Consider the following 21,697-nt stretch of genomic DNA (forward strand, 5'->3'; position numbering starts at 1 on the left):
TGAAAAATACCTCGAGGTTAAAAAAAAGACCTCAATGGTTAATCTAATCTTCGAGTAGGCGCACCCAAAGGTTTAAGCATTACGAATCCCTATTTTTCCCGTCAATATTTTTTTTCACCCCTTCTGTCTTCTCTTCTTTATTTCTTCCGATTCTTTTTCTAAAAATTAAAAACACAATGATGATGATTGCAGGGATAACAAGATAAATGACCACATTACTGGTTTCCGAAAGGTCAACAGGTCCACGTGGCCTGGGGATGTCCTGTTGTTTTTGGGAATAAGAAAGAAAAGGGATAAAGAGAAATGCCAAAAGAAAATTAATGGAAGTAAAATTAATTTTTATGTGTCTGTTAGGTTTCATAAATAGTTGGTTTCCTTGAATATAGTGAAAATTGGATTGAATTTGAAATTTGGATGATCACTTTCAAATAAACTTCATACAGAAAATTAGAAAATTGCATTAAACTTTTGAGTGTCCGGTGGTGTAATCAAGGATTTTGTACACCCCAGGCTTCGAAAGCAGGTTCCTCAGCTTTTTCCTGGCATGAGAACCCTGCAAAGAAAATTAACATGATTAGACAGGAAAGTTTCTTCATCTTTTTGAAATTTATGACTGGGTAAAAAGATAGAATAAAGGTGTAAAATAAATATACCAGTATGCTGTTTTTACGTCAATTCTCCCGACAGGTTATCCACCTGTACAATGGTGTAGTAGAATGCGTTGCAGTCTGAAGACTGCCCGCAGGGAAGCTGAATTTTTATATCGCCGAAGGCATTTATCAATTTATATTGTAGGGCATATATCTTGTAACCTTTCCGGCCTAATCTAAATCTAAAACCTTCGAGGTTTGAAAAAATACCTCAAAGGTTGGCCAAAACTACTCTCAAACTCTTTGCCCCATGCGCCCCTATCACCAAGGACTGCTCGATGTCTGCAGTTTTAGAAGGGCCGGCTATAAAAAGTCCAAAGCCGGAATGTTGATCACCGATTTTTTTGTAGGCGGTATGCATATTGTCCACGAGAGATTTTTCGTCCAAGACTATTACCAAATGCTCTGTGATGAAGGGTAAAGCCCTTAAACCCATATTCTCATCCGTTAGCCAAATCGCACCATTTTCAGCTACTCCAAACTGCCCTTGAATAATGGCTACTTCTATATCGGCCAAATCATGGGAATCTTCGGGTAATTGCAAGGTTCTTAAGTCCTGAAAAGAGTTTGATAGATCAATGATTTTGGTAAATCGGTTGATTTCCAGAAAATCCTTAAGTTGAGCTTGATCCACCACCTCGCCTTTATTTCCACTGATTGACTGGATAAAAAGCTCCTTTAGATCTCCTATCAACTCAAAATCAGGGATTTCAGGCAAAGTCTTTTGCTCTGAAGGGATGGCTTTTATTTTGGATAAAATACTATCTCTACTGCTCATGACCTGTTCTTTTTGTACCAGTCTTTAAAAGTTTCTTTTGGAGTTTCGGGCAGATCCCGCTGTTTTCCCCAAGTATTCAATCCCGAATAGGTGATGCTGTCCGGAAGGATTTTCAAGGCTCCACGCATCATGGCACCGCTGACTTTATATGCAAAGGGAACAGCAAAAATACCATTGGCGATTTTCATGGAAATGCTTTTGGCATTGGTGCCCTGATCCTTGGTGATTTCCTGCCGCCATTCATAGAGTTGCTCGTGGATATTGATCTTGACCGGACAGACATCCGTACAGGATCCGCAAAGAGTAGAGGCAAAGGGAAGTGAACTGTGTTTTTTCAAATCCAATCCTGGAGAAAGAATGGAACCAATAGGTCCTGGTACTACTGAACCGTAACTGTACCCCCCGCTTCTGCGATAGATGGGACAGGTATTCATGCAGGCCCCACAACGAATGCATTTCAGTGAGTTTTTGAATTTTTCACGGCCTAACTGTTCGGTGCGTCCATTGTCCACCAAAACGATATGGATTTCCTTTCCCGGAGATGGCGAGCGGAAATGGGAATTGTAATTGGTGATGGGTTGACCTGTGGCGGAGCGTGCTAATAGGCGCAGGAATACCCCAAGGTCTTTTCTCCGAGGAATAATTTTTTCTATGCCCATACAGGCAATATGCACATCTGCCAAATGAACGCCCATATCGGCATTGCCTTCATTGGTGCAGACGACAAATTCCCCTGTCTCGGCAACGCCGAAATTTACGCCTGTGATGGCAACTTTAGCCCCAAGGAATTTTTCCCGAAGGTGCACCCTTGCGGCATGAGTAAGGTACGTGGGGTCTTCATTGCCTTTTTCGGTTTGCAGCTTTTCATGGAAAATCTCTGAAATATCCCTTTTCTTCAGGTGAATGGCAGGAAGGACAATATGACTGGGCGGTTGGTTGAGAAACTGCACAATGCGCTCACCCAAGTCTGTGTCCACTACCTCTACGCCATTTTCTTCCAGAAAAGGATTCAGATGGCATTCTTCTGTAAGGATTGATTTACTTTTGACAATGGCCTTGCAGCGGTGTTGTTGCAGGATACTTAAGACAATATTATTGTGTTCTTCCGCATCCTTGGCCCAATGCACATGGATGTTGTTGGCCTTGGCATTTTTTTCAAATTCTATAAGGTAATTGTCCAAGTTGGCCAACACATTGTCTTTGATCCTGGAAGCAAGCTCCCTTAGCTGTTCCCATTCCGGAATGGTTTTGCTGATAGTGTCACGCTTGTCCCGGACAAACCAGAGCGTCTCGTCATGCCATTTGGATTTGGCACTGTCTTCCAAAAATTCAGATGCTTTGGCAGGATGGCTCATGTGATGGCTTCGTTTAGGATTTCTGCGATGTGTTTGAATTGTAGTGGCTGTTTGTTTCTGCGAGCGATACCTTCTAAATGCATGATACATGACATGTCCCCACCGGTCAGGACTTCCACCCCGTGGACAAGGTGGTCCTCCAACCGGTCTTTTCCCATCTGCACAGAAAGTGCTTCTTCGGTGACTGCAAAGGTCCCCCCAAATCCGCAGCATTCATCTTTCCGGGTCAGTTCCACCCATTCCAAACCTTCCAACTGCTCCAAAAGTTGTTTGCCCTTGCTGAAAAAAGGTTCGTTGCGTTCTGAACAGGAACCCAAGCGCAATCCCCGGTGTCCGTGACAGGAAGCGTGGAAACCCACTTTATGCGGGAATGAACCTTTGAGGTTTTCCACTTTCAGTACATCAGTCAAAAACTCCGTCAATTCAAAAGTTTTGTCCTGAATGGCTTTTTGGGCCATTTCCATTTCCGATACGGCAGGGACATGTTCCTTGACATGGAGCACACAGCTACCCGAAGGCGCCACGATGTAGTCAAAATTCTTAAAGGTTTCCAAAAAGTGTTTGGTGGTGCCCACTGTATCCCTTTCATAACCCGCATTGGCCATAGGCTGTCCGCAGCAGGTCTGCGCGATTGGGTAGGTCACCTTGCAGCCCAATTTTTCCAGGAGTTCCATGGTGGCTATGGCTACCTTGGGGTAGAATTGGTCGACGTAGCAGGGGATGAATAACCCTATATTTTCAATTTTTGACATATTTTGATGTCGATATTAATCGATATTAAGATACTGGTAGATATTCTGGCGAAATAATCAAAGTAAATTATGGTATAGACAATATAAGTATTCATACATTCCAAACCATCAAGTTTCCCCGACAATTAAGAGAATCTAACTGTGCATCAAGGTAATTGCTTTAAGAATAGAATTTCCAATTTCAAAAAATATTGGGGATTGATTATCCTGTGGTGTAAGGTATGCAAATCAAATGATAATTTTTATCTCAATAAAAATCATGAGAGTTAAATGTTATTCTAAAGGCATTCGATATCATTATCCATCCCTTGTAATGTATTGTATTTTTAGTAGATTTCTGTTCTTAACTTAGCCCTTATGCGAATTCTAATAGTTTTATTTTTTCTTTTCTTTAGCTGTTCTCAATCCAATAAACAAATTGATGCAAGGATTGAAAAGTATAAGATTGATACCATTATGATAGATTAAGGGTCCGACATCATTTATCTGAAGGAAAATCTTAGTTATTCTGGATTGTCAATAGATCAGAAAAAGGTGTTCAATATTGATGTTGAGCAATTGAAACTACAAATTATCGATCTTGAAAATGCAAGGCTAGAGAAGGAAGTGCTTTTGGAAAGGGAAGGACCGAATGGGATTGGGGATTGGTTTATTGGATTTAAAGTATTGGATGATTCTACTTTTGTACTTTTAGGGGATAATAGATTCTACAAGGTTGACTTAGGAGGTAATCTAAAACAAAAAATAGGATTTGACCATTTGTTTTATGTTCAGGATGAATTGGCAAAAAGATTTGGACATACAGGTTTTAAAATACATCAGAATAAAATTTACAACGTCATTACAACTTTTGGAAAACCTGAATTCAATTTGTTGATTTATGACTTTAAAGAAGATGTCTATGAATTGAAAGAAATTCCCGGTTCTGAGAATTTGATTAGCAGTACTGTAATTACCTATTTGGGGAAATCAAGTTTTACTTATGTAACAGGTTTTTCTATAGTGGATTTTTCAGATGATTTTATTTTACACAATCGCTCTTATCCACAAATGGCTGTTTATAGGACAAATTCTAATTCAATTCAGCTTACCAATTCAATATCAAACTTCTACGAAGATGTCCCAAAAGTAGACAAAATCAAGGAAGTGCATAGTGTAAAGGAATCCGAAGATTTCAAGAGGGATCTTGAAAAAGGAATGTCATTCCTTATCCCAATATGGGATGAGGAAAACCAGAAAATCTTTAGATGGGGTTATAAGCTGTCTTCAATAAATGTCGAAATGGATAATCCTGAATATGACAATTACCTTTTTGTCATGGACAAGGATTTGAATATTGTAGAGGAATTTCTGATTCCTGAAGTCCGGATTAAACCTTACAGGATATTTATAGTAGACAATCAAATCTATCTCTATCATAATTTTGAGGATGAACTTGGATTTATTCGCGTTGGATTGGATTTTTTAAAAACTGGTCCGTAGCAAATATGGAAAATCTGGATAAAGTTCATTTCAATGCAGCAGTTAAAACAAGTGTTGTCAGGAGGAATCCAAGAGATCCAAGTTATCTGTTCACCTCAATGTGAAAAAGTCTTTTGGTTTCTCACAGATACCATAGATGCCCACAGAAAAATATATCTGTGCAAATTCTTATAATCTTTAAGCCTTTTTTGGTCCAAATTATCCGATAGTATGAATTCCATACAATGGAACCCAAATCCGATCTGATTCAAATCACTATTCCCGAGAAGTTTGATGGGAAAATTTATTTGGCAGACATTGCCAAATCCATTGAGCGTATTCAGTTGGAAACGGCCGAGGGTGCCTTGCTTGGTTATGTCAGAGAGGTCATGCTACTTGATGATAAGTTTTATCTGGGTGACAGCAAAATTTCAGTATTCGATAGGGAAGGCAAGTTTATTGGTCGTTTCGGAAATCAAGGTAATGGTCCGGGAGAATATGTGAGCATTAGTTCTATGACCTTGGATCCGGAAGCAGGTTTGGTTTATGTGGCATCAGGAAAGAAAATAATGGTTTACACTAAAGAGGGGAAGTTCTTGGAGGAAAAGTCATTTCGAATGTTTGTCAATTATTTGATAGCAGAGTATACCATTGAATGGGAAAAGATGATGTTTCTGTATGACAAACGAATTTCGAAAGGCTATAACCTTAATGGAGGAGTATTGGATGAAGATGGTGAACCTTTAATATTATACCCAATGGATTTAACCAAAGACATTTTCTATTTTGTCAAAAGCGTGGAATACCAGGATGCTACTATTGAAGAGGCCAATCCTGTGATAGGGATTGTGAGGTTGAAGTGATAATTTTATTACAGACCAACGAATTCCTCAAATTCCTTTCTACTAACCACAGCCGTCTGATGTTCAGGATAGGATTGGAGAAAAGATGCCGGAAATCTGACTTTCTGATCTTTCCATTTGAATTCAAAGGCATACAGGACACCGTCCGCCTCTTCGATGTAGTCAATTTCCGCTTGGTCATGGGTGCGCCAAAAGTAGGAGTTGACAAACTTTTGGTTGTATGCATTTTGCTTTAATCTTTCAGAAATCAGGAAATTTTCCCATAAAGCTCCTTTGTCTTGTCGGATTTCAGGAAGCGAAAAATTACTGATGAGTACATTTCGAATTCCGTTATCATAAAAGTAATATTTCTTACCCTTCTTGATTTCATTCCTTTGATTACGGCTAAAAGCAGGAAGTTTGAAAATAACAAAGGCTTTTTCCAATAAGTCAAGGTATTTTTCAACTGTGGCCGTATCTATATTTCCTACGATTTGGGCCATTTCATGGTAACTGACTTCACTTCCAACTTGAAAAGCCAATGCCTTTAATAGTTTTTCGATATGGCTTGGTTTTCGGATGTTGTCTATTTGCAGTACGTCTTTGTAAAGATAGCTTTGGGCAATTTCTATCAAGATCTCCTTTTCATTCCCGGGATTGTTTACTACCTCAGGATAAAATCCATAAACCAACCTTGAGTCCAACAGTCTTTTGGCTTCAATCAGGGAGGTATGGTTTACTGTTTCTTTGAAGGTAAGCGGGAAAAGATGAAAGGTTTTTTTTCTTCCGGTCAATGGTTCAGCAGTTTGGTTTTGAAGATCAAAAGCCGAAGATCCGGTTGCGATGATTTGTATGTCAGGTCTATTGTCGAAAATGAGCTTAAGTTTTTTGCCGATTTCGGGAATCTGTTGCGCCTCATCTATGATGACCAATTTGTTGTTGGTCCCAATAAGTTGGATCAATTGGGTACTGGTGACTGCATAAGAAAAAGCTTCCAAAATATCCGCCTCATCAGCATTGAACCAAATAGAGGAGACATTTAAGTGCTTGACAATTTCTTTTAAAAGTGTTGTTTTCCCTACCTGTCTTGGTCCAAGCAGTAAAATGGTTTTGTCCTTGAAACAGGAAGATATGATCTTTTCATCAAGTGCTCTAGTTATCATAGTTGCTTAATTACGGATCAAATATACCGAATATTTAGATTGTAATCTAAAAAATACGCCTAATTTTTCGATTATAATCTAGATATTACGCCTAATTTTTCGATTACGTTCTAAATATTACGCCTGATTTTTAGAATTAATTCTTTTATTCTACCTAGAAATCTAAAAAATTAACCTCGCCAAAAAATATCAATGAATATCCACAAGTATCAAACAATATCCTTCGATCCCCCAAACCAGATCCCATTAAAATCAGATTTTTTGAAAAATAGTATTGATTTCCATCAAAGTTTCTGATACATAATATAAGCATTAGTCATTCCTAAATGCATGTGATTAAATGCTTCCGGAATTTCCCCGATGATTTTAAATCCCAATTTTTGCCACAATCGTACTGCCCCTTGGTTACTTTTCACAACAATGTTAAACTGCATGGCTTGATAGCCAAGACGTTTTGCTTCTACCAATGAGAATTCTCCCATAGCCAACCCTACTCCCTTTCCCCTAGCAGAAGGCAAAGTCAGATAACCTGCATTGGCGATGTGGGAACCAAGGTCAGGTTGATTGTCTTTGATAAAAAGAGTTCCCACAACTTCTTCATCAATGATAGCAACATAAGAATGCTTGTCCGGCCCGCACCAAAATTCCAACATCTTCTCCTTGGAACTGTCAGGGCTGAAAGCAATAGTGTCACCTCCGGCGATTACCTGTTTGAGGATGTTCCAGATTTGGTCGTAGTCGGTTGGTGTTGCTTTTTTTATTTCTATCATTTGTAACCGATCTATGTATTAAAAGCTTTTTCCAAAACTCAGGCCTCCAAAAATCGGAAAAAAATGCAAAGTATCGCGTGCTCCAATAGGAAGAAAAATAAGAGGGGTATATCCAGCCCGGAAAAAGATTCCTCCTTCAGGCTTTTGATATCTGTAACCTAACCTAAAAGGCAAAATCGTATTTAAATGATTGGATGTTTTTACCATATCCTCACCCGAAGGGTCAAATTCATAACTGTTCTCTAAATAAGGAGTTAGTCCTAATCCAAATTCTAAGTGATGTTTCGATCTTCCATATAAGGCATTTATTTCCAACGGCAGGGCAGGGTTCCAATATGTTGAACTTGAAACATTTTCATGCCACATAGAAAATCCCACACTGCCTGACAGCTTGAAACTACCGTTTTGGTGAAAAAGGCGTCCATAGCTTAAGGCATATCTACCGGCATTTCCACCCAATTCGACCGAAAGTGTGTTTTTCGCGGTAATGGTCTCTGCTTCGCTCTGTGCAAATCCATCAAAACATAAGGAACATATGAACAAAAAAGTCCCGATTATCGCTGAATTAAAGTTAATTGCCATTATCGTGTTTTTTATGGTTGTTACTAAATTAAAAAAAATATTTATATTTTTAGTTTTCCATTACCAAAAACTACCATCATGAAGAACATATACGTAGCCTTGATTTTTATTGCGATTGGCATTTTGGTCAAACTATTCCCGAATCTAATTGCAGGCTATAGTACACTGTCCCAAAGAGAAAAAGAAAATGTGAATGGAAATGGATTTCCTACTTTTATGATGGTTGGATTTTTCATCATGGGGGCAGTCATCCTAGCGGGACATTTTATAGCCATTTGGCTGGATAAGCCATCATTAAACGACAGTTTGGGCATTTTTGTAACCTTGATCGGAGCGGTTGTTTTTATAGTTGCAGGGCAATGGTTTAGAAGATAAAGAATCTCCCAAGGCGTAGACCCGAGAAACGATGGAAATATGGTAGAAATATATAGAAATCGAAGTTTTGGTGTAGATCCCGAGAGTCGAGCGATTCGGGATAAAATAAAAATATGGGGGAGATACCTGCCTGCCAACAAGGTCAAAATCTAAATTGGCGTTGTCCGGAGGTATTACATTTGTACTGCTCTGTTTGGAAATTCCAACTTCTAGCAATTTGGGTCAAAGACTCAAAAGTCAATAATCCATCCACTTCGATAAGGCCCTTTAGTCTTGAAACAAACAACAAGAAACAAAACCAAAGATAGTTGACCATCGCCTTTACAAACTACTTGAAAAGTCAATGGGTTATGAGTCAAGTAAATCGAAAACGTAAATATACCGGGTTACAAGTCCCTGAACATAAAGTTTTTTGTCTATTGCATCAACATGAAAATATTTAGGGTTGAAATTGTCATCATCAGTTCCCGTTTGAAATTTATAAATAGCCTCCAACTCACAATCCCTTTCATTTAACCGGAATACAAGAAGATTCCTCGCCTTCGTCCGATCCAGTCCTATTCGATCAGTAAAGGATGCATACAGTTTTCCGTCTTTATATTGGGCATCGGTGATAATCGTTGGGATTGTATTTCTTGGGGCTTCTCCTACAGTCACTTCTAAAGAATCTAATGACCTTTTGATGGGTTCATATTTACTGAGATCAAATCGGTTGATACTTTCCCCTTCTTGATCCAATAATTCTACATAAGGTAAACTTGCGCCAATTAAGATCAAATTTCCATTTCCGTCCAGTTGAAAGTACTTCATTTGTCTGTTTGGCCCGGGTCTTTCCGGGAAAGTCGTCCCAAACTTTTTTATTACTTCTCCATTGCGATCAACTTTTATCACATTTTCATGATTAACAGAATTAAAAACTGTAAAAAGTGCATGCTCGTCTTGGGTCAAATCAAATCTGAATCGTTGAACAGGTTCAGGGATTTTTAGAGAAGAAATAAAGTTCCCGGTTTTTTTCTCGAATTGTTTGAGGCTTTGATTACCGTGATCTAGGATATACAATTTTTCTTTTATGACATTCACTTGTTCGGGATAATAGAGGTCGCTCGGCCCGTTCCCTTCTTCATTCCTTATCCACAGAAGATTGAAGTTTTTGTCAGTAGCTGCGATAAAAGCCGGGTTTTGGCTGAGTATATAAATCCTCTCATCGTCAGTAAAAAGGGAAACATTGGTAAAAAATATACTATCAAGCTGAGTTATAATTTTGGCTGGCTTCAATAGTACCGGGGTTGGATGGGGAAATTCTCTGTTTGAACAAGCGAAAAGAAGGATAGCGATAAGTAAAGATAAATGTTTCATATACTTTCCGGTATGTTAAAGAGTTAATATTAAGATAGCTTAGAGTTAAAAATTCTACTCTAAGCTACCTATTCTTGCTAATTCAAAAGCATCCATCTACTGTTGAGAACATTGGCCCCTAGTAAGATTTCCATTGGTATCATAACATTCTACCCAACCAGATCCGCCCACGCAAATGTGACCGGAACATGCAACAGCGCCACCGTCTCCACATTCGGAGGAAACAGCACAAGCATTGGCCTAAATACCTGTCAAGAAAAGGAACCCTGCCAAAAATAGCATTACTTTTTTCATAAAACGTTTGTTTAATAATGGAACATTGGATTAACAACTCTAAAATAAGTTATCACACACACACACAATATCCAATACAAAATTTAACATTTTTTTAACATTACTAAAACGAATAAATTTCAAATTAAAGAAAGGTAAATGAAACCCTGAAATAGGTTTACAAAGGAATCAGCAACCTCAAAAGAAACTTCATTGGAATCCATCCCTTGATCATATTTTTTTCAAAAACTACTTTTTTTTACTTAAAGTTGTTCCAACAAAAGTTTTATGTAGGCATCTGTAACTGATTCCTGTTTGGATTTATCATAAATGGACAAAAGGAAAACAGTATTATCGGAAATTGTCAAATGGGTAATTACTCTTGCTCCGGCTGATTTACCTTTTCCTTTGCTCTTAATAGCAATTCTGATTTTAAAACAATTTTTAAAAATTTGGACACCTTGATTTGGATTAGTTTCAAGACTTTCAATTAAAGTTAAGAACTCGTCCTTTTAAGGAGGGATATTCCTTCAATAGCTTTTTGAGTTCTTTCTCAAATTCCGGTATGGCTTTTACTTGAAAAGTCATAAATCATGAAGTAAATCTCTTGCATTTTTTGCTTCCAATTTACCCGATTTCACTTCTAACATTTCTTTATAGCCACGAGCGACACTCTCAGCAATCTTTTTGGAATCTGAGATATCTTCCAAGGTTTTAAATTTTACTTTTAGCGCTTTTAAAATAGTTTTAACAGTTTTGGATTTCTCTTCATCAAGCTTTTCTATCAATATATTTTCCATTTACCAAAGATAAGATGATTCCATCTTTCAAGATAATAATATCTCAATATCAATCAGAATCCCAGCCAGATATTTCTATTTTATATCCACCATTTTTCTACTTTATCCCGACTCGCTACGTTCTCGGGATCTCCGCTACGCTCCGATTTCAATTCACCATCATCCCTGCCCCCAAAGCAGTCCCCAAAGCAAAATCCGTGGTTTCAATACTAAGCCAAGGTAATTTATCCCTTAACATCTCCACAAATATAGGATTGGCATTGAAGCCGCCGTCGATATAGAGCTTTTGGACATTGGTATCCTTTAAGACTAGGTTCAAGGAAGCAACTTGCAATTCTGTAAGTTCATGTATAAAACTGTAGTAGGCATCTTCGAAGTCGGTAAAACCTTGCCAGTCGGTTTCTTTTGTCTGGGTCAAACCATAAACTTCCGGCTTGAGGTATTCAAACCTGAACCTTTTTTTGGTTTGGGATTTGGCTTTTTCATAACGCTCTTTTTCAAAGTCCAAAGCTTTGTAATAGCCTTTTTCAAGATTGAAATGGGCATATAGCTTTTCAATCTGAATCTTGTGTTCTTCCCCTATAAACAACCTACTTATTTTAATTGCCCTTCCTTCTTTGCTCAGAAAATGCAGACAATCCTGACGGAGTTCCCCCGTAGTCAGGTTAGAAGAGTTGAAAGGATTGATGCTGATCGCCCAGGTACCTGTGGACAACAGGGCAAAGGGTTGGTTATTGCTTTGAAGGTAAGGTAAAAGAGCAGCAGAGGAATCATGCACGCCAACCCCGATACGCATGCTATGTTTGTCAAAGGTTTTCGCGAAAGTAGTAGTGGTATCCACCACCTCGGGAAGGATTTGGTCAATCCCTTCTTTGTTGACCCAACTGTGATAGGTGCCTTTGCCAAAGTCCCAAAGTCCGGTATGGCAACCTATGCTTGTATATTCTGAAACTGCCTTTCCAGTAAATAAATAGGAGAGGAATTGGGGCAAATGTAAGCTCTTGTGTACCTTCTTGAAGGTTTCTGGCTTGGCATATTTTAGCCAATAGAGTTGCAAGCCAGAGTTCAACATGGCCAAAGCAGGGGAGGAGGTTTCACGGCTGAATTTTTCAGGTGGACCATATAGGGCATAAAACTGCTCCAAGATTTCCTCCGGATATTCTTTCAGGTAATTGTACAATGGTGCCACGGGATTGCCCATTTGGTCAATATGTACAAAAGAGGCGCCGTAGGTAGTGAAATTGAGTTTGGTAATCAAAAAATCCGGCAGTGCCAAGGCTTCTTTGAGTGTTTGTTTCACCCATTTGGTCAGTTCTGTTATGGACTCACATTCTTCACCATCTTCATCTTCTATAAAGCCAAGCCTATGATAAACCCTGAAGACCTCCTTGAAGTCCTGGTCAAACAAAAAGAATTTTTTGTTGGTTCGTCCGATGTCGAATATGGCGGTTACCTTGATGGGCTCCATGTTATAGTACGCTGGCTTTACTTTCCTTCCCTCTTTCTTTGATCAGGGACTCTCTCACTTTCAGTTCCCTGTAGGATTGGATAGGGGAAATGGCTCCTCCGCTTTGGCGGATGGCTTCCCTAACCAAGGGCCTCAAGTCAGTGCGGAAAGCTTCCTGTAAAATCTCCTGTCCTTGACCAACATCTTGGCTACCTTGAGCTTCAGCTAAGGATTTTCTATCCACTATCAAAGCCTGTGCATAAGCCAGCTTGATAGCCTCCACGGACTGCAATAGGTCCTCCATAGGATCTTTCAAATTATGGCTTGCATCGATCATCCAGGCTGAGGCCGGATTGGATGTTTCTTCAAAACCGGCTACCAGTTCGTTGAAAATCAAAAAGAGTTGATAAGGTTTGATGCTGCCCACGGTCAGGTCATCATCTCCGTATTTGGAGTCGTTGAAGTGGAATCCGCCCAATTTGCTCTCAGTCATCAAGGTAGCCACAATCTGCTCGATGTTCGTGTTGGGAAGATGATGCCCCAAGTCCACTAAAGTAAAAGCCTTTTCTCCCAGTTTGTTGGCCAACAAAAAAGAAGTGCCCCAATCGGAAATCACTGTACTGTAAAAGTAAGGCTCGTAGGGTTTGTACTCTATCAGCATCTTCCAGTCATTTGGAAGTTCTTGGTAAATCTCATGTAGGGATTCATGGGTATTTTGCAGGGTTTTTCGGAAGCTGTGTTGCCCGGGAAAAGAACTTCCATCCGCCAACCATACCGTCAGCGCTTTTGAACCCAGTTTTTCTCCGATTTGGATCACCTCTTTGTTATGGGCAATGGCCAGTTCTCGGATGGATTTGTCATTATTCGCCAAAGAGCCGAATTTAAAGGAAAGGGATTGATCTGCTTGATCCTGAAAGGTATTGGAATTGACTGCATCAAACCTGATTTCCCCTTCTGCGGCTGTTTGCAGGATAGCATCATAATTCTGAGGAATATCCCATGGAATATGTAGGGAAATGGAATCACTGGAACGGTTAAGCGCATGAAGAATGCCCACATCTTGAATTTTTTGGATCAGTGAGGACGGTTCACCCCCACCTGAAAATCTCCCAAAACGTGTACCCCCCGTCCCCAATGCCCAAGAAGGAATCGCAATCTGCAAGTCTTGCAGTTTCTGTATCAAAGCTTCTACATCCAGTCCTTTTTTCTCCAGTTTTTCAGCAAGGAAGTTGAATTCCCGGGCGTGGTTGATTTCCAATGGTTTGTTGGAGGATTGGATATGGTCGGTGGTGATTTTCATATTGTCTCGCAAATGCGCTAAGAGGGCAAAGTAGGTCTGGTTTGAATTTGAATTTAAGGAATAATTTGGAAGAAAACCTCTCCTTCATTTCGACCGTAGGGAGAAATCTAATTCCAAAGAAAAGGGTAAATAGACCTCTCCTGTCGTCGAGGTGACAAGGACAAGCCATTGTCAGTAATAATCCTCAAAACATAGGAAACACTTTGATTTATTTATCAATCAAATCTTTGCGCCTTAGCGTCTTCGCGGGAAACAAAATCTTTGCGCCCTTACCTAACAAATGCAGCCGCAATCCCGCCATCCACATTAATGATATTTCCGGTAGACTTGGCCAGCAAGCCACCCACAAATGCAAAAACCCCATTGGCAATATCCTCCGTAGAAATGATTTCATTCATTAAGGTTCTTTTAGCATAGAAAGCGGGTAATTCCTCTACTGCCACCCCATAAGCCTTTGCCCTTCCTTGTGCCCAGGTGCCTTCCCAGATTTTGGAGCCTTCGATGACTGCATCAGGATTGACCACGTTGACACGGATTTTGTCTGGGCCGAGTTCAGCGGCCAGTAACCTTGACATGTGGGCCTGAGCTGCTTTGGCAGTACCATAACCCACATTGTTTGGTCCGGAAACCAAAGCGTTTTTAGAGACGATATTGATAATATCCCCACCTAATCCCTGGGCTCTCAGGACAGAAACTCCAGCTTGGGATACCTTGAACTGACCTTTTACCAATATATCATTCAGCAAATCCCAATCAGCTTCGGTGGTGTCGCCCAAAGGTTTGCTGATGGCCAATCCGGCGCAGTTGACGATGATGTCAACTCCACCGAAGGCCAAACAGGCTGCTGCATAGGCTTGAGCAATAGTGTCATTATCCAGCACATCAAGTTTGACAGCGATGGCTGCATCTTTTCCAAAGTCTTTTCTGGCATTGGTCAATCTATCTTCATCGATATCAGAAAGGACAACACAAGCGCCTTCAGCAGCAAACTTATCCGCTATTGCTTTTCCAATCCCTCCTGCACTTCCCGTGATCAAAGCTACTTTTCTGGAAAGTGGTTTTTCTTTTGGCATCCTTTGGAGTTTGGCTTCTTCGAGCAACCAATATTCAATGTCAAAGGCTTCCTGCAAAGGCAGAGAGACATATTCGGAAACAGCCTCAGCCCCACGCATCACATTGATGGCGTTTATATAAAATTCAGAGGCAACTCGGGAAGTCTGTTTGTCTTTGGCATAAGAAAACATCCCTACACCAGGCCAAAGGATGATCACCGGATTGGTGTCACGAATGGCGGGGCTGTTGCTGCGCTTATGTTTTTCATAATAGCCTTTGTACCCTTCTCTGTATTGAGCAAAAAGCTTTTCAATATGTCCTTTCAAAGAACTCATGTCAGACAAATCCTGATCTGCAGGAATATCAAGAACCAAAGGTGCAATTTTTGTCCTGAGGAAATGGTCCGGACAGGAAGTTCCCAATGGTGCCAGTTTGTCCAGATCATTTGAGTTGATAAACTGTAGGACGGTGTCGGAGTCGTTGAAAGTTCCAACCATGCGGTTATAGCTAGATGCTAATCCTCTCAACAAGGGGGCGATTTTGGCAGCTTGGTCTTTTCTTTTGCTTGGATCCAAGGCTTGGATTTTTTCACCACCAAAAACAGGTCTTTTCCTGCCGTAGTTTTCTTCTAAGTAGGCGGATGCTTTTTCGATGACTTCCAAACTGTTGACATAGCATTCGTAGGCCGTGTCTCCCCAAGTAAAAAGTCCATGTCCGCCCAGCATGATGCCGCGGATACCGGGATTAGCTTCCAAGGCTCTTTTCAATTGAAGCCCCAAATCAAAACCCGGTCTCTGCCAAGGAACCCAGGCAATCTGCCCATCAAAAAGTTCTTTGGTGATTTTTTCACCCTCTTTTGATGCTGCAATAGCTATAGCCGCATCTGGATGCAGGTGATCGATGTGTTTGAAGGGCAAAAAAGAATGGAGCGGCGTATCAATGGAAGGAGCTTTTGAGTCCAGGTCATATATACAATGGTTGAATAGTCCGACCATTTCATCTTCCTGTTCAATACCTTTGTATACCCCTTCCAAAGCCCGTAGTTTGTCCACATAGAGGGCAGCCAATCCGGATTTGGTCAAAGTGCCGATATCCCCGCCGGAACCTTTTACCCACATCACTTCCACGTCCTTTCCGGTCAAAGGATCTTTTTCAATGGTCTTGCAGGAGGTGTTACCCCCGCCGTAATTGGTAATTCTTAAATCTGCTCCGAGGATATTGGAGCGGTATATCAACAAGGCAACTTGGTCGTCGCCGAGGGATTTTGCTTTTTCTTCGTCCCAGAGGAAGGAGACGTGGTTGAAGGTTGGGGTAGCTGTTTTCATATTGTAAAATTCTGATTATTACTTCAAATAGATTTTAAATATAAAGGCCTAAATGCTGCTTTCTGTCCTGCACTATACTGTTGGAAAAACCAGAATTCAACCAAATGTATTTGTTTTTAAAAAGTATTTCTTCTAACCTTACCGCTATTTAGCCCATTAACCTATGAACAAATTTGACCTGTACATGGATGAGCGTTCGAGTGTCCCAAAATACATTCAAATAGTCAAGTCCATCAAAAGTATGATTACTGTGGGCAAATTGAAATACGGAGATAAAATTCCCTCTATCAATAACCTGAGTGCAGAATACTATCTTTCAAGGGATACCGTAGAAAAAGCCTATACCATTCTCAAAAACCAGGGAATCATAGAGTCTGTCAGAGGGAAGGGATTTTACATCAGTCATCATTCTGACCTGTCCAAATTTAAAATACTGTTGTTATTCAACAAACTCAGTGCTTATAAAAAGGAGATTTATAATGCGCTGTTGATTCAATTAGAGGATAGGGCAGAGGTGGTTTTCCAGGTTTACCATTGTGAATATTCCCTCTTCAAAAAAATCCTGGATCAACAAAAAGAGTCCTATGATTATTACATCATTATGCCTCATTTTAAAAAGGACTGCGAACAAAAAGCCATTGATTTGATCAGACAGCTTCCCAAAGAAAAGCTGATTATCTTGGACCATCAGATAGAGGGGATAAACGAATATTTTGGAAGTGTATTCCAGGATTTCAAAATGGATATTTATATGGCTTTGAAGCAATTGAAGTCTAAGTTGGAGAAATATCAAAAGCTTGTTTTGGTATTTCCATTTCACTCCAATTATCCTTATCCTGAACAAATACTTTTAGGTTTTAAGAAATTTGCGGTAGAGGAAAATTTTGATTTTGAAATAATCCCTGAAATCAGTACTGAAAGAAACCCAATCAAAGGAGAAGCATACGTGATTATTGAGGAAAATGATCTGGTGAACCTGATTAAAAAGACAAGACAAATTAAAGGGTTGAATATTGGGAAAAATCTTGGAATCCTATCCTATAATGAAACCCCTCTGAAAGAGGTCCTACAAAAAGGAATAACGGTAATCACCACGGACTTTTCTGCCATGGGAAAGCTTACCGCAGATATGATTTTGAGTAAAGAGGGGAAAAAGATTAAAAATGAATTTAAGGTAATTGTAAGGGAGTCGCTTTAGACAGGACATGACAGGATATCATAATATCCAAGATTTTTGTACTTTTCAACCTCGACCCAAAATCAACCTATGGAAAACAATGCAATTCTGCAGGAACCCTCCCGAAAAGGAGAATTTGAACGCCAACCTGTTCCTCCCTATCATTTTAAGGATTGGAGGAAGTTTTTGGGTATGTATGCCGGGGAACATGCTGCAGGTACTGAATTTGTCATCGGGCCTTTGTTTTTGACTGCGGGTGTTTCGGCTTTTGACTTGATAGTAGGATTGTTAGTGGGGAATTTTTTGGCGGTGCTGACCTGGCGGTACATTACCACGCCCATTGCGACTGCCGATAGGTTGACACTTTATTACAAGTTGGAAAAAATAGCTGGCCGTAAATTGGTTATCGGTTACAATTTGGCCAATGGACTATTGTTTTGTTTTTTGGCGGGGGCAATGATTACTGTTTCAGCGACGGCAGTAGGGATTCCATTTGATATGCCCATGCCGGCATTGACCGATACAGTGCCAACAAGCATATCATGGGTTTTGGTAGTGTTGGGAGTAGGGGCAGTGATTTCTGTAGTAGCTGCCAAAGGATATGATGCTGTTTCCAAGTTTTCCAATATTGCAGCACCTTGGATGGTGATGGTGTTTTTGATTGCTGGAATAGTGGCCGCCAAAAGATTGGGAGTGACTTCCTTTTCAGACCTTTGGGCGGTTTGGGGAACAGGTTCGGAGCCTTTTCCCGGACAGATCAAATTTACCTTTTGGCACGTGATGTTCTTTGCTTGGTTTTGCAATGCAGCGATGCACTTAGGGATGTCTGACCTATCCGTTTTACGCTATGCCAATAAAAATACCATTGGATGGACGACTGCTGCGGGGATGTATGTCGGGCATTTTATGGCCTGGATCTCGGCTTGTCTTATGTTTGCGCTTTACTTGAGAAGTCCCGAAGCGGCTGCCATATTCGCAGGTGGGGGAGTTCCACCCGTGGCACCCGGGCCATTGGCTTATGAGGTGGTAGGTATTGCCGGACTGATATGTGTGGTGGTAGCAGGATGGACTACCGCCAACCCAACCATTTACCGGGCTGGATTGGCTTTTCAGGCCATTTTTCCCAAAAGTTCTACAGTCAAAGTCACTTTGGTGACGGGTGGGATTGCGACAATTGCCGGGCTATTTCCCGCCTTTGCCATGAAACTACTGGATTTTGTGGCTGTGTATGGGTTTATTCTGGCTCCGATCGGTGCAGTGATTTTCTTTGAGTATTACTTTTCGGCAAAGTTGGGATTGTCCAAAAACTATGCGCAAGTGAAAGGTACTTCTTTCAATGTAGCCGTCTTGGCTGCTTGGTTGATCAGTATGGTGGTGTTTTATGCATGGTCTTTATATCAGGATGTTTTCCTGTCTTTTTTCACTTTGCCAGCCTGGGTGGCCTGTGGATTGTTGTTTTTGTTGTTCAGTAAAATCTTACAGAAAAAATGAAAAGCACCTACTTTGGCCTATTCGTACTTGTTGTTATGTTTTCATTGGCAATACTGTTTTATCAAGATCTCTTGAACCAATCCCAGTTGAACCTTGGTTTGTTGATTTGTACGGTGGGATGGTTTGGAGGATTTGCGGTCTTGAACTTTTTGAAGAGGGGTGGGGGAAGGATGAAGTGAAAAGATCGAGAGATTAGAAGCGAGAAGGGAGGTTTTTATTTTAATGGTTTGATTGATGCGAACTTGGAAACAATTAGTTATCGTGGAACTCAAACATCCCTCAAATATTGATGCATTTGTTGAAGCTAGAAAGAGTTGACTTAGGGGAAGAAGATACAGGGTTTTATTTAGAGAAGCTAAAATAAAATAAACCTGAGGTGTTTTATGTTTATTTATAAATCCCCCTTATTTATTTCTAAGGTTATGTACAAAAGTTCTTGAATCAAGACCATCTTTTTTTGAATTGAATCGTACTTCATTCGTTTAAAAAGAACAATATTTTTTTATGATCTTGAATGAGTTTCTTCTATGTATATCGCTTAAAATAAGTTGGTTAGAAAAAAAACTTTGTTAAAAAAATTTTTTTTCTTGTAGCATTTATTTATTTTTATTTTAATAATCGAATTGACCATGAAAAGTTGTAATCCTTATATCTTAATTGCAATTTTTATCTCAACTGTTTTCTGCTTGAATTGTTATGGACAAACTTTTCAAACATATGAAACTAATATCAAATATTATTATGGGTCAATAGATAGAGGTAATTCAACTTTTTTCAAGTTTTATATTCCAGCTGACCAAATGGCCGTCTTTACATTAAAGACCAAGAGTTATGGGAGTGATTATGACATTTATACATATAATTCATCTAATCTTGGTTCGGTGATGGAGCAAAGCACTAATCCTGAAAATGAACCTGAACTCATTGTAATGCCTGTTCTGAATTATGGTAGATGGATATATGTTAAAATTCAGAATTATGGAAATTATGGTGAATATTACTTTTTTGCACATAATGTAGATATTGGTGAAAAATTCGGAGAAGCTCTAATATTAGCGATGTTGGAAGGAATTTTTTCTACTGGCAATGAAGTTGATGATAGAGATTTATCTAGGGGATTAAATGTTGCATCTTCAATTCTTAAAAACTCTAGTTTGGAAGATGCTTCAAGAAGTTATATTTTAAATGAATTAACCAATAATTTGAGAAAGGAATTAGGTTATGGTGCAACAGCCGGGTTTTTTGTGAATTTCATTGTCTCACTTTATGATGATATTTTGAAAAACGTTTGGTAAAAATTATACTTTTGATGACATTAATAAAGATTTATCGTTTAAATTATTTTAGTAAAAAGCACCCTTGGGAAATTAAAGTTCTTAGATAGGTAAATTCCTAAATCTTTGAAATATAGGTAGATCGTTGAACAAATGTTATTATTTCTTTGTATTTATTCAAAAATTCCGCCTATCCAAATAGCGGGCATTAATTGATTCCGCAAATTTTATTGGGGGGATCTTGATCTTAGATGGTGAAAGCCAAACCTATTATTCCAATGAATTTGGGTGGAGTAAAAAGGACAGCTTCCAGTTCCACTTTTATGATCCCGAAAGGCATTATTGCATTGGAGACGGGGGTGGTGGAAAATGACTCAGTCCTCTTTGAATGGGACGAGGAAAAATGGGCATTTTTGAAGTTATTGGGGTTTATAAACCAATTTGAAGGAAAAGTCGGTGAAGGATAAAAAAAAGTCAGCACCTAAATTAAGGTGCTGACTTTCTGTGTATTGAAAGGATATTTAAGCTTCGGCAAACTGATTGCAACCAAAACTGGCACCGGTAATGTATTCGATTGATTTGGTGTCAGGATTGATTGGTTTGCCGTCATTTAAAACAGGAATGATATATTCCGGATCCATTTTGGATTCAATGTGACTCAATTTATTACATTCCCCGTAATTTTCTTTTTTCGCAACTACTGGCGCCTGTGGCTCCCAGTAATTACAATTTGAACATACTCTTTCCATAGTTGTTGTCGTTTGGTTTCACTCTATTAAACTCCCATAAAACAGGGTAATGTTTCAATAAAACCCTGAAAAATAACAGTTTATAATTAAACTAAATAAACACCACGGTAAAACTTACATTAAAACTTGATGAGTGTGTTACTTTAAAAATTCCTATCATTGGTAGTGGAGAAAATTGGGATTTACAGTAGAGGGTACGACATTTAATTCCACGTCATACTGAATCCGAGGTACGAGGTAAAAGAACTCAAAGCCTTACATTAAAGACTCTTATCCCCTATTTTTCTACCCTTTAAATATCAAAAATAGATACCAAATAAATTAGGATTTCGTTTCGTGGGATTCTATAACCCCATGATGATGCTCATATTTCAATTGGGTAAACCTCCTAAAAGGTATCCATAAGGACAAAGTAAACTTTTATTTAAAATTTGAAGTAAAAAAAACGATATGAGAACGCTCAATATTTCTATTTCAGAATTTGAATTTAATAAATTTGGCATTAAAAAAGATAGCCTGGCTTTTACAGAATTTGTAGAACTTGTCAGTAGAGAGTTGATGAAACAGAACCACAACAAGTGTGTGGAATTAGCCGAGAAATATGAGCTATCCACAATGGCAATAGATGAAATCAACGAAGAAGTCAAAGCATGGATATTCCGGAGCATGCTGACCCCTCTTAACCGGAATGTTTTTGAACAGTGAAAGTGGTCTGATTGGCCAG

21 protein-coding genes are annotated in these 21,697 nt (G+C 39.4%); 8 read left to right on the top strand and 13 right to left on the bottom strand.

Annotated elements, in window-relative coordinates:
* Positions 1-79: 79 nt before the first annotated feature.
* The 4 genes from HMJ38_RS00200 to HMJ38_RS00215 form a co-directional block, all read right to left on the bottom strand.
* On the bottom strand, positions 80-361 hold the full coding sequence (locus HMJ38_RS00200) for a hypothetical protein (protein WP_194972359.1): 282 nt from the start codon (positions 359-361) through the stop codon (positions 80-82).
* Between the two features lie 500 nt (positions 362-861).
* The gene (locus HMJ38_RS00205) at positions 862-1,428 is read right to left on the bottom strand and encodes a LutC/YkgG family protein (RefSeq protein WP_194972360.1); all 567 of its coding nucleotides are present in this window, start codon (positions 1,426-1,428) and stop codon (positions 862-864) included.
* Positions 1,425-2,783, bottom strand: coding sequence for a lactate utilization protein B (locus HMJ38_RS00210; RefSeq protein ID WP_194972361.1), 1,359 nt, complete (start codon positions 2,781-2,783; stop codon positions 1,425-1,427). The genes HMJ38_RS00205 and HMJ38_RS00210 overlap by 4 nt, the downstream gene beginning before the upstream one ends.
* Positions 2,780-3,535: a (Fe-S)-binding protein gene (locus tag HMJ38_RS00215; protein WP_194972362.1), complete on the bottom strand. Its 756-nt coding sequence runs from the start codon at positions 3,533-3,535 to the stop codon at positions 2,780-2,782. The genes HMJ38_RS00210 and HMJ38_RS00215 overlap by 4 nt, the downstream gene beginning before the upstream one ends.
* 480 nt (positions 3,536-4,015) lie before the next feature.
* On the opposite strand from HMJ38_RS00215, the gene HMJ38_RS00220 reads away from it, so the two are divergent.
* Both HMJ38_RS00220 and HMJ38_RS00225 read left to right on the top strand, forming a co-directional pair.
* A complete protein-coding gene (locus tag HMJ38_RS00220; RefSeq protein ID WP_317174482.1) occupies positions 4,016-5,017 on the top strand; it encodes a DUF4221 family protein in 1,002 nt (333 codons plus the stop codon).
* A 224-nt stretch (positions 5,018-5,241) separates the two neighbouring features.
* Positions 5,242-5,859: a 6-bladed beta-propeller gene (locus tag HMJ38_RS00225; protein ID WP_194972364.1), complete on the top strand. Its 618-nt coding sequence runs from the start codon at positions 5,242-5,244 to the stop codon at positions 5,857-5,859.
* 8 nt (positions 5,860-5,867) lie between these two features.
* On the opposite strand, the gene HMJ38_RS00230 is transcribed toward HMJ38_RS00225, so the two are convergent.
* The 3 genes from HMJ38_RS00230 to HMJ38_RS00240 all read right to left on the bottom strand — a co-directional run bounded on the left by HMJ38_RS00230 (position 5,868) and on the right by HMJ38_RS00240 (position 8,353).
* The gene (locus tag HMJ38_RS00230) at positions 5,868-7,001 is read right to left on the bottom strand and encodes an ATP-binding protein (protein ID WP_194972365.1); all 1,134 of its coding nucleotides are present in this window, start codon (positions 6,999-7,001) and stop codon (positions 5,868-5,870) included.
* Positions 7,002-7,285: 284 nt separating this feature from the next.
* The gene (locus tag HMJ38_RS00235; protein WP_194972366.1) at positions 7,286-7,771 is read right to left on the bottom strand and encodes a GNAT family N-acetyltransferase; all 486 of its coding nucleotides are present in this window, start codon (positions 7,769-7,771) and stop codon (positions 7,286-7,288) included.
* A gap of 18 nt (positions 7,772-7,789) precedes the next feature.
* Entirely contained in the window at positions 7,790-8,353 is a 564-nt protein-coding gene (locus tag HMJ38_RS00240) for a hypothetical protein (RefSeq protein ID WP_194972367.1), read from the bottom strand.
* A 78-nt stretch (positions 8,354-8,431) separates the two neighbouring features.
* Here HMJ38_RS00240 and HMJ38_RS00245 point away from each other — a divergent pair, with 78 nt between their 5' ends.
* Positions 8,432-8,728, top strand: coding sequence for a DUF3784 domain-containing protein (locus HMJ38_RS00245; RefSeq protein ID WP_194972368.1), 297 nt, complete (start codon positions 8,432-8,434; stop codon positions 8,726-8,728).
* 348 nt (positions 8,729-9,076) lie between these two features.
* On the opposite strand, the gene HMJ38_RS00250 is transcribed toward HMJ38_RS00245, so the two are convergent.
* From HMJ38_RS00250 to HMJ38_RS00270, 5 genes are all read right to left on the bottom strand, one after another.
* Positions 9,077-10,084: an NHL repeat-containing protein gene (locus tag HMJ38_RS00250; protein WP_194972369.1), complete on the bottom strand. Its 1,008-nt coding sequence runs from the start codon at positions 10,082-10,084 to the stop codon at positions 9,077-9,079.
* An 857-nt stretch (positions 10,085-10,941) separates the two neighbouring features.
* Positions 10,942-11,157 (bottom strand): hypothetical protein, encoded by a 216-nt coding sequence (locus HMJ38_RS00255; protein WP_194972370.1) that lies wholly within the window; start codon positions 11,155-11,157, stop codon positions 10,942-10,944.
* A gap of 148 nt (positions 11,158-11,305) precedes the next feature.
* Entirely contained in the window at positions 11,306-12,625 is a 1,320-nt protein-coding gene (locus HMJ38_RS00260) for an FGGY-family carbohydrate kinase (RefSeq protein ID WP_194972371.1), read from the bottom strand.
* 1 nt (position 12,626) lies between these two features.
* A complete protein-coding gene (locus HMJ38_RS00265; RefSeq protein ID WP_194972372.1) occupies positions 12,627-13,904 on the bottom strand; it encodes a sugar isomerase in 1,278 nt (425 codons plus the stop codon).
* 269 nt (positions 13,905-14,173) lie between these two features.
* Positions 14,174-16,282, bottom strand: coding sequence for a bifunctional aldolase/short-chain dehydrogenase (locus tag HMJ38_RS00270; RefSeq protein ID WP_194972373.1), 2,109 nt, complete (start codon positions 16,280-16,282; stop codon positions 14,174-14,176).
* Positions 16,283-16,445: 163 nt separating this feature from the next.
* Here HMJ38_RS00270 and HMJ38_RS00275 point away from each other — a divergent pair, with 163 nt between their 5' ends.
* The 4 genes from HMJ38_RS00275 (at position 16,446) to HMJ38_RS00290 (ending at position 20,691) form a co-directional block, all read left to right on the top strand.
* Entirely contained in the window at positions 16,446-17,480 is a 1,035-nt protein-coding gene (locus HMJ38_RS00275; protein WP_194972374.1) for a GntR family transcriptional regulator, read from the top strand.
* Positions 17,481-17,549: 69 nt separating this feature from the next.
* Positions 17,550-18,950, top strand: a complete 1,401-nt coding sequence (locus tag HMJ38_RS00280; RefSeq protein ID WP_194972375.1) for a purine-cytosine permease family protein — start codon at positions 17,550-17,552, stop codon at positions 18,948-18,950.
* 629 nt (positions 18,951-19,579) lie between these two features.
* A complete protein-coding gene (locus HMJ38_RS00285) occupies positions 19,580-20,245 on the top strand; it encodes a hypothetical protein (protein WP_194972376.1) in 666 nt (221 codons plus the stop codon).
* A gap of 230 nt (positions 20,246-20,475) precedes the next feature.
* Entirely contained in the window at positions 20,476-20,691 is a 216-nt protein-coding gene (locus tag HMJ38_RS00290; protein ID WP_228779806.1) for a hypothetical protein, read from the top strand.
* 54 nt (positions 20,692-20,745) lie between these two features.
* On the opposite strand, the gene HMJ38_RS00295 is transcribed toward HMJ38_RS00290, so the two are convergent.
* Positions 20,746-20,973, bottom strand: coding sequence for a hypothetical protein (locus HMJ38_RS00295; protein ID WP_194972378.1), 228 nt, complete (start codon positions 20,971-20,973; stop codon positions 20,746-20,748).
* Between the two features lie 450 nt (positions 20,974-21,423).
* Between HMJ38_RS00295 and HMJ38_RS00300 the strand changes: the two genes are divergently transcribed.
* Positions 21,424-21,678 (top strand): hypothetical protein, encoded by a 255-nt coding sequence (locus HMJ38_RS00300; protein ID WP_194972379.1) that lies wholly within the window; start codon positions 21,424-21,426, stop codon positions 21,676-21,678.
* The last annotated feature ends 19 nt before the right edge of the window (positions 21,679-21,697 follow it).

Source organism: Aquiflexum lacus, assembly GCF_015476655.1.
Taxonomy (GTDB): Bacteria; Bacteroidota; Bacteroidia; order Cytophagales; family Cyclobacteriaceae; genus Aquiflexum; species Aquiflexum lacus.